Source organism: Streptomyces sp. NPDC046887 (genome assembly GCF_040644755.1).
Lineage (GTDB): Bacteria > Actinomycetota > Actinomycetes > Streptomycetales > Streptomycetaceae > Streptomyces > Streptomyces lichenis.
The window spans coordinates 90,807-97,447 of the sequence record NZ_JBEYXH010000027.1 but is presented as its reverse complement, the minus strand read 5'-3'; the positions used below and the strand labels follow the sequence as shown (position 1 = coordinate 97,447).

General features: G+C 75.5%; 5 protein-coding genes and 1 pseudogene. 4 read left to right on the top strand and 2 right to left on the bottom strand.

The genetic code is table 11. From position 1 onward, the window contains the following. Window positions 1-91, bottom strand: a pseudogene (locus ABZ945_RS23105) (TIGR02234 family membrane protein); the annotation flags it as partial. 44 nt (window positions 92-135) lie between these two features. Here ABZ945_RS23105 and ABZ945_RS23100 point away from each other — a divergent pair. From ABZ945_RS23100 to ABZ945_RS23085, 4 genes are all read left to right on the top strand, one after another. Continuing rightward, window positions 136-1,023, top strand: a complete 888-nt coding sequence (locus ABZ945_RS23100) for an SDR family oxidoreductase (RefSeq protein WP_361272605.1) — start codon at window positions 136-138, stop codon at window positions 1,021-1,023. Window positions 1,024-1,216: 193 nt separating this feature from the next. Next, window positions 1,217-2,761, top strand: a complete 1,545-nt coding sequence (locus tag ABZ945_RS23095) for an SDR family oxidoreductase (protein ID WP_361272614.1) — start codon at window positions 1,217-1,219, stop codon at window positions 2,759-2,761. A gap of 114 nt (window positions 2,762-2,875) precedes the next feature. Next, window positions 2,876-4,252, top strand: a complete 1,377-nt coding sequence (locus ABZ945_RS23090) for a deoxyribodipyrimidine photo-lyase (protein WP_361272602.1) — start codon at window positions 2,876-2,878, stop codon at window positions 4,250-4,252. A gap of 2 nt (window positions 4,253-4,254) precedes the next feature. Then, entirely contained in the window at window positions 4,255-5,787 is a 1,533-nt protein-coding gene (locus ABZ945_RS23085) for a cryptochrome/photolyase family protein (RefSeq protein WP_361272600.1), read from the top strand. A gap of 13 nt (window positions 5,788-5,800) precedes the next feature. Here the strand turns inward: ABZ945_RS23085 and ABZ945_RS23080 are convergent, their stop codons facing one another. Then, the gene (locus ABZ945_RS23080) at window positions 5,801-6,511 is read right to left on the bottom strand and encodes an SDR family oxidoreductase (protein WP_361272597.1); all 711 of its coding nucleotides are present in this window, start codon (window positions 6,509-6,511) and stop codon (window positions 5,801-5,803) included. Between the last annotated feature and the right edge of the window lie 130 nt (window positions 6,512-6,641).

Genomic DNA, 6,641 nt, shown 5'->3' with positions numbered 1-6,641 from the left:
GGCCGGCTCCGCGCTCGTAGCGGCCGGACATCGCGGGCCAGCCGCGGCCGTAGCACAGGGCGAGCAGCCCGGCGAGCAGCAGCAGATGCCCGCACCGCACGCCGGTGCTGACGCCTTCCCCGAGAGGAGCCCGACATGGCGACCGAGCCCAGCCCCCTGTACGGCCGTACCGCGGTGGTGACCGGCGCCGCCCGCGGTCTGGGCGCGGCGATGGCCCGGACGCTCTCCGCGCGCGGCGCCCGACTGGCCCTGCTCGGGCGCGAGGAGGCGACGCTCGCCCGGGTGCGGGACGTGCTGCCGGGCGAGGCCCGCTGCTGGGAGGTGGACATCACCGACGACGCCGGGATGGCGCGGGTGGCGGCCGAGGTGAGTGAGTCGATGGGCCCGCCGTCGGTGGTGGTCGCCAACGCCGGGATCGCCGAGGGCGGTCCGTTCGGCACCTCCGACCCGGCGGTGTGGCGCCGGGTGGTCGAGGTCAATCTGGTGGGCAGCGCGATCACCGCGCGGTCCTTCCTGCCCGCGCTGCTGGCCAGGCGGGGCTACTTCCTCCAGATCGCCTCGCTGGCCGCGATCGGCGCCTCGCCGATGATGAGCGCCTACTGCGCCTCCAAGGCCGGGGCGGAGTCCTTCGCGCACGCGCTGCGGGCCGAGTTCGCCCATGAGGGCGTCGGCGTGGGCATCGCGTACCTCAACTGGACCGACACCGACATGATCCGGGACGCCGACCGGTACGCGGTGCTGCGGGAGCTGCGCGGCCAAATGCCGCGGCCGGCCCGGAAGGTCTATCCGGTCGGCTTCGTGGCGGAGCGGATGGTCCGGGCCGTGGAGCGGCGCCGTCCGGCGGTCTATCTGCCGTCCTGGCTGCGGGCGACCCAGCTGGTGCGGGCGGCGATGCCGCCGGTGGTGACCGCGCTGTGCCGGCGGGAGCTGCCCCGGCTGGCCGCCGCCGAGCCGTTCCGGGCGACCGGGCTGCTGGGCACGGGCGGCCGGGCCGCCGCGGTGAGCGACGCGGCCCCTCGGTGACCGGGCACGGGGCGGGAGGGGCACGGGCCGTCCGGGTGGGCGGCGGATTGGGGTCCCCGGACGGTGGAACCCGGTCGGGACGCGGTACGGACGGACGGCGTACGCGCCGGAGCGATGGGAGTCCCTGGTGAGCGAGCGGAACGAGGGCGGGCGGAAGCCGGACGACCGGAGGGAGCAGGCCGGGGAGGGGCCGCTGTGCCTGGTGACCGGGGCGACCGGGTACATCGGCGGCCGGCTGGTGCCCGAGCTGCTGAAGGCGGGCCACCGGGTGCGCTGTCTGGCCCGCACCCCGAGCAAGCTCCGGGACCAGCCCTGGGCGGGGGACGTCGAGACGGTGCGGGGCGACGCCACCGACGAGGCCTCGGTCGGCGAGGCGATGCGGGGCGTGGAGGTGGCGTACTACCTGGTGCACGCGCTGGGCACCGGCAGCACCTTCGAGGAGACGGACCGCAGGGCGGCCAGGATCTTCGCCCAGCAGGCGCACGCGGCCGGGGTGAAACGGATCGTCTACCTCGGCGGGCTCACCCCCTCGGCGGTGCCCGAGCGGGAGCTGTCACCGCACCTGCGCTCGCGCGCCGAGGTGGGGCGGATCTTCGTCAACGGCCCGGTGCCCGCCACCGTGCTCCGGGCGGCGGTGATCATCGGCTCGGGCTCGGCCTCCTTCGAGATGCTGCGCTATCTGACCGAGCGGCTGCCGGTGATGGTGACCCCGAGCTGGGTGCACACCAGGATCCAGCCGATCGGGGTCCGCGATGTGCTCCGCTATCTGGTGGGCTCGGCCACCATGCCCGAAGACGTGAACCGGACCTTCGACGTCGGCGGCCCGGATGTGCTGACCTACCGGGACATGATGCTGGGCTACGGCCGGGTGGCCGGGCTGCGCAAGCGGCTGATCCTGCCGGTGCCGGTGCTCACGCCCACGCTGTCCAGCCACTGGGTGGGGCTGGTGACCCCGGTCCCGGCCTCCATCGCCCGCCCGCTCACCGAGTCGCTGCGCCACGAGGTGATCTGCCGGGAGCACGACATCACCCGCTATGTCCCGGACGGCCCCGGGCGGCCGCTGCCCTACGCCGAGGCGGTGCGCCTGGCGCTGCGCAAGGTGCGGGACGCGGAGGTCGCGACCCGCTGGTCCTCGGCCGCGCTGCCCGGCGCGCCGAGCGATCCGCTGCCCACCGACCCGGACTGGGCGGGCGGCAGCCTCTACGAGGACGAGCGGGAGCTTGAGGTGCCGGCCTCCCGGGAGTCGCTGTGGCGGGTGATCGAGGGCATCGGCGGCGACAACGGCTGGTACTCCTTCCCGCTGGCCTGGGCGGTACGGGGCTGGCTGGACCGGTTCGTCGGCGGGGTGGGGCTGCGCCGGGGCCGCCGGGACGCCGAGCGGCTGCGGGTGGGCGACTCGCTGGACTTCTGGCGGGTGGAGGAGATCGAGCCGGGCCGGCTGCTGCGGCTGCGGGCCGAGATGCGGCTGCCGGGGCTGGCCTGGCTGGAGATGTACGCCGAGCAGGACGGCGGAGGGCGGGTGCGCTACCGGCAGCGGGCACTGTTCCATCCGCGCGGGCTGTTCGGGCACGCCTACTGGTGGTCGGTCTCGCCGTTCCACGCGGTGGTGTTCGGCGGGATGGCCCGCAACATCACCCAGGCCGCGGCGAAGGGCATGGCCGCCCGGCCCGGCGACCCGCCCGCGCCCGGAGCCGGCGGGCCCCGGGAGCCTCGGTACGAGCAGAGCACCCGCGGCTGAGCGGGCGCCTTCACCCGTACGGCGCCCATCCGGCGGCCGACGGGGACCGAACACCCACCGGGGCCCGCCCCGCACCGACCAGCAGTACAGCCAGCACAGCCCGGGAGCACCACCATGACCGCAGCGGTCGTCCTGTTCACCTCGGACCTGCGTCTGCACGACCATCCACCGCTGCGGGCGGCCCTGGACGCGGCGGACGAGGTGGTGCCGCTGTTCGTCCGGGACAGCGGGGTGCGTGCCGCCGGGTTCGACGCGCCCAACCGCTCGGCCTTCCTCTTCGACTGCCTGGCCTCGCTGGACGCCGGGTTGCGCAAGCGCGGTGGGCGGCTGGTGGTGCGCTCCGGGCCGGTGGTACGGGAGGTGGTGGCCGTCGCCCGGCAGTGCGGGGCGTCCGAGGTGCACCTCTCCGCGGGGGTGAGCCGGTATGCCCACCACCGCGAGGAGCGGCTGCGCGAGGAGCTGGAGCACCACGGGGTGGAGCTCCGGGTGCATGACGCCGTGATCACGTCGGTGGCGCCCGGGGCGGTGGTGCCGTCCGGCGGCGGGGACCACTTCGCGGTGTTCACCCCGTACTTCCGCCGCTGGTCCGATCTGCGGCTGCGCGAACCGCTCGGCCCGCCGCGCACGGTGCGGGTGCCGGAGGCGGTGGAGTCCGAGCCGCTGCCGGCCCGCTCCGAGGTGGAGGACCTCTCCCCGGACCTCCCGCGGGGCGGTGAGGAGGCCGGGCGGCGGCTGTTCCAGCGCTGGCGGCGGGACGGTCTGGACGCCTACGAGGAGCGCCACGACGATCTGGCGGGTGACGCCACCTCGCGACTCTCGCCGTACCTCCACTTCGGCGCGCTGTCCTCCGGCGAGCTGGTGCATCTGGCGCGCGAGCGGGGCGGCGCCGGGGCGGAGGCCTTCGTCCGGCAGCTGGCCTGGCGGGACTTCCACCACCAGGTGCTGGCCGCCCGGCCCGAGTCGGCGGAGAAGGACTACCGCACCCGGCATGACTCCTGGCGGCGGACGAAGGAGGCGGAGGAGGACACGGCCGCCTGGAAGGAGGGCCGCACCGGCTATCCGATCGTGGACGCGGCGATGCGCCAGCTGCGCGCCGAGGGCTGGATGCACAACCGGGCCCGGCTGCTGGTGGCGAGCTTCCTGGCCAAGACCCTGTATGTGGACTGGCGGGTGGGGGCCCGGCACTTCCTGGACCTGCTGGTGGACGGGGACCTGGTGAACAACCAGATGAACTGGCAGTGGGTGGCCGGCACCGGCACGGACACCCGTCCGCACCGGGTGCTCAACCCGCTGGTGCAGGCCCGGCGGTTCGACCCGGAGGGCAGTTACGTCCGCCGGTATGTGCCGGAGCTGCGGGAGGTCGCCGGACGGAAGGTGCACGAGCCCTGGCGGCTGCCGGCCGAGCGGCGCGCGGAGCTGGACTACCCGGAGCCGATCGTCGACCTGGACGAGGGGCTGCGGCGGTTCAAGCAGGCCCGGGGCAGGGAGTGACCGTGGCGGCGAAGAAACAGGGCACCGCCTGGCACTGGCTGTTCGGGGACCAGCTCGGCCCGCACTTCCTCGACCCGGACGGCGGGCGGGGGCCCGGCCGGGACACCCCGGTGGTGATGATCGAGGCCCGCTCGGTGTTCCGCCGGCGGCGCTTCCACCGGGCCAAGGCCCACCTGGTGCTCTCCGCCATGCGGCACCGGGCCGCCGAACTGGGCGACCGGGTGCGGTACATCAAGGCCGACACCTACCGCGAGGGGCTGGCGAAGGCGGTCGGCGGGCGGGACCGGGTCACCGTGCACCATCCGACCTCGCGGGCGGCGCTGGGACTGGTCACGTCGCTGGAGCGGGTCGACGTCGGCCCGCCGCGCGGCTTCCTGGTGGACCCGGCGGACTTCACCGCCTGGGCGGACGGCCACGGTGGCGGGGCGAGGCTGCGCCAGGAGGACTTCTACCGCTGGGTGCGGCGCACCCATGAGCTGCTGATGGACGGCGACCAGCCGGCCGGCGGGACGTGGAACCTGGACCACGACAACCGGGAGCCGCCGCCGCGCGGGGTGGACGCCCTGGAGGTGGACCGGCCCTACCGGCCGCGCGAGGACGCCGTCGACGAGGAGGTCCGCCGGGACCTGGACCGCTGGGAGAAGGACGGGGACGTCTCCTTCGTGGGCCGGGACGGGCCGCGGCTCTTCCCGGCCACCCGCACGGAGGCGCTGGCGGCGCTGAAGCGGTTCACCGAGCACCGGCTGGCGTCCTTCGGACCGTATGAGGACGCCATGCTCGCCGGGGACCCGGTGATGAGCCACAGCCTGCTGTCCTCCTCGCTCAACCTGGGCCTGCTGGACCCGGCGGAGTGTGTGGAGCGGGCGGAGGCGGCCTGGCGGGCCGGGAAGGCGCCGCTGAACAGCGTGGAGGGGTTCGTCCGGCAGATCGCCGGCTGGCGGGAGTACGTCTGGCAGCTGTACTGGTACTTCGGCGAGGAGTACCGGAGCTCCAACGCGCTGGGGCACACCGCGCCGGTGCCCCGGTGGTGGGACGAGCTGGACGCCGACGACGTGCGGGCCCGCTGCCTGTCCACGGTGCTGGCGCAGGTGCGGGACACCGGCTGGACCCACCACATCCCCCGACTGATGGTGCTGGGCGGGTACGCGCTCCAGCGCGGCTGGGACCCGGCGGCGCTGACCGACTGGTTCCACCGCAGCTTCGTGGACGGCTACGACTGGGTGATGCTGCCCAACGTGGTGGGGATGTCGCAGTACGCGGACGGCGGCCGGATGACCACCAAGCCGTACACCTCCGGCGGGGCGTATGTGAACCGGATGAGCGATCTGTGCAAGCCGTGCGCCTACCGCCCGGGCGACCGCACCGGTGAGCGGGCCTGCCCGTACACCGTCGGCTACTGGGTCTTCATGGACCGGCACCGGGCCCGGCTGGAGCGCAACCACCGCACCGCGCGGCCGGTGCGGGGCCTGGACCGGCTGGGCGACCTGGACGAGGTGCGCGAGCGGTACGAGGAGGTGGGCGACGGCCCGCCCTGAGCGGCCGTCGCCGTCAGCGGGCCCGGTCCTCCACCACCGGGGCGCCGGCCGGGCCGGGGCGGACCCGGGCGGCGCCGGCGGCGAGGGCGTCCACGGCGGTGCGTACCGCCGCCGCCAGGTCCCCGCCCGGGGGCATCGCGGGCGGCTCGCCGGCCACCGCACGGTCGGCGAAGCCGGTGTCCAGATGGCCGAAGCGCAGGTCCAGCACCCGGATCCCGGCCGGCCGGGCCTCCCGGCGGACGGCGTCCAGCCAGGCGGCGAGCGCGGCCTTGGAGGCGCTGTAGTCGGCCATGCCCGGCTGGGGGCGCTCGGCGACCACCCCGGTGATCGCGGCGAGCACCCCGCCGTCACCGAGCAGCGGCAGCGCGGCGCGCAGAAAGGCCGCCGGGGCCAGCGCGTTGACCGCCATCAGATGCTCGGCGATGTCGTCGCCGGTGGCCCGGGCGGGGCCGAAGGCGGCCGTGCCGAAGGCGGTGAGCACGGCGTCCAGTCCGCCCAGCGCCTGTGCCGCCGCGGTGACCGCCCCGGCGCAGCCGTCCAGGTCGTAGGCGTCGAAGCGGACGGTGGGGCAGCCGCCGAGGCCCTGCCCGGCCTCCGCGAGCCGGCCGGGGTCGCGCCCCGCCAGGGCCACCCGTGCCCCGCGGCGGCGCAGTTCGGCGGCGACCGCCCCGCCGATGACGCCGGTCGCCCCGGCCACCAGTACCCGTGCGCCGTCGATCTCCACGTCCGCTCCTCCGTTTCCCCACGCCCCTCGCGCGGTGGCGGAAGCCTTCCCGGCCGCGCCCCGGCCGCAACGGTCCGGCCGGGCGGCGAGGGGGAGGGCAGCCCGCTTAACGGGAATCGTTTTCATGTAG

Bases quoted from the DNA above. Each gene is read 5' to 3' on its own strand.
- ABZ945_RS23090 (WP_361272602.1), top strand. From the start codon at position 2,876: ATGACCGCAGCGGTCGTCCTGTTCACCTCGGACCTGCGTCTGCACGAC.
- ABZ945_RS23100 (WP_361272605.1), top strand. From the start codon at position 136: ATGGCGACCGAGCCCAGCCCCCTGTACGGCCGTACCGCGGTGGTGACC.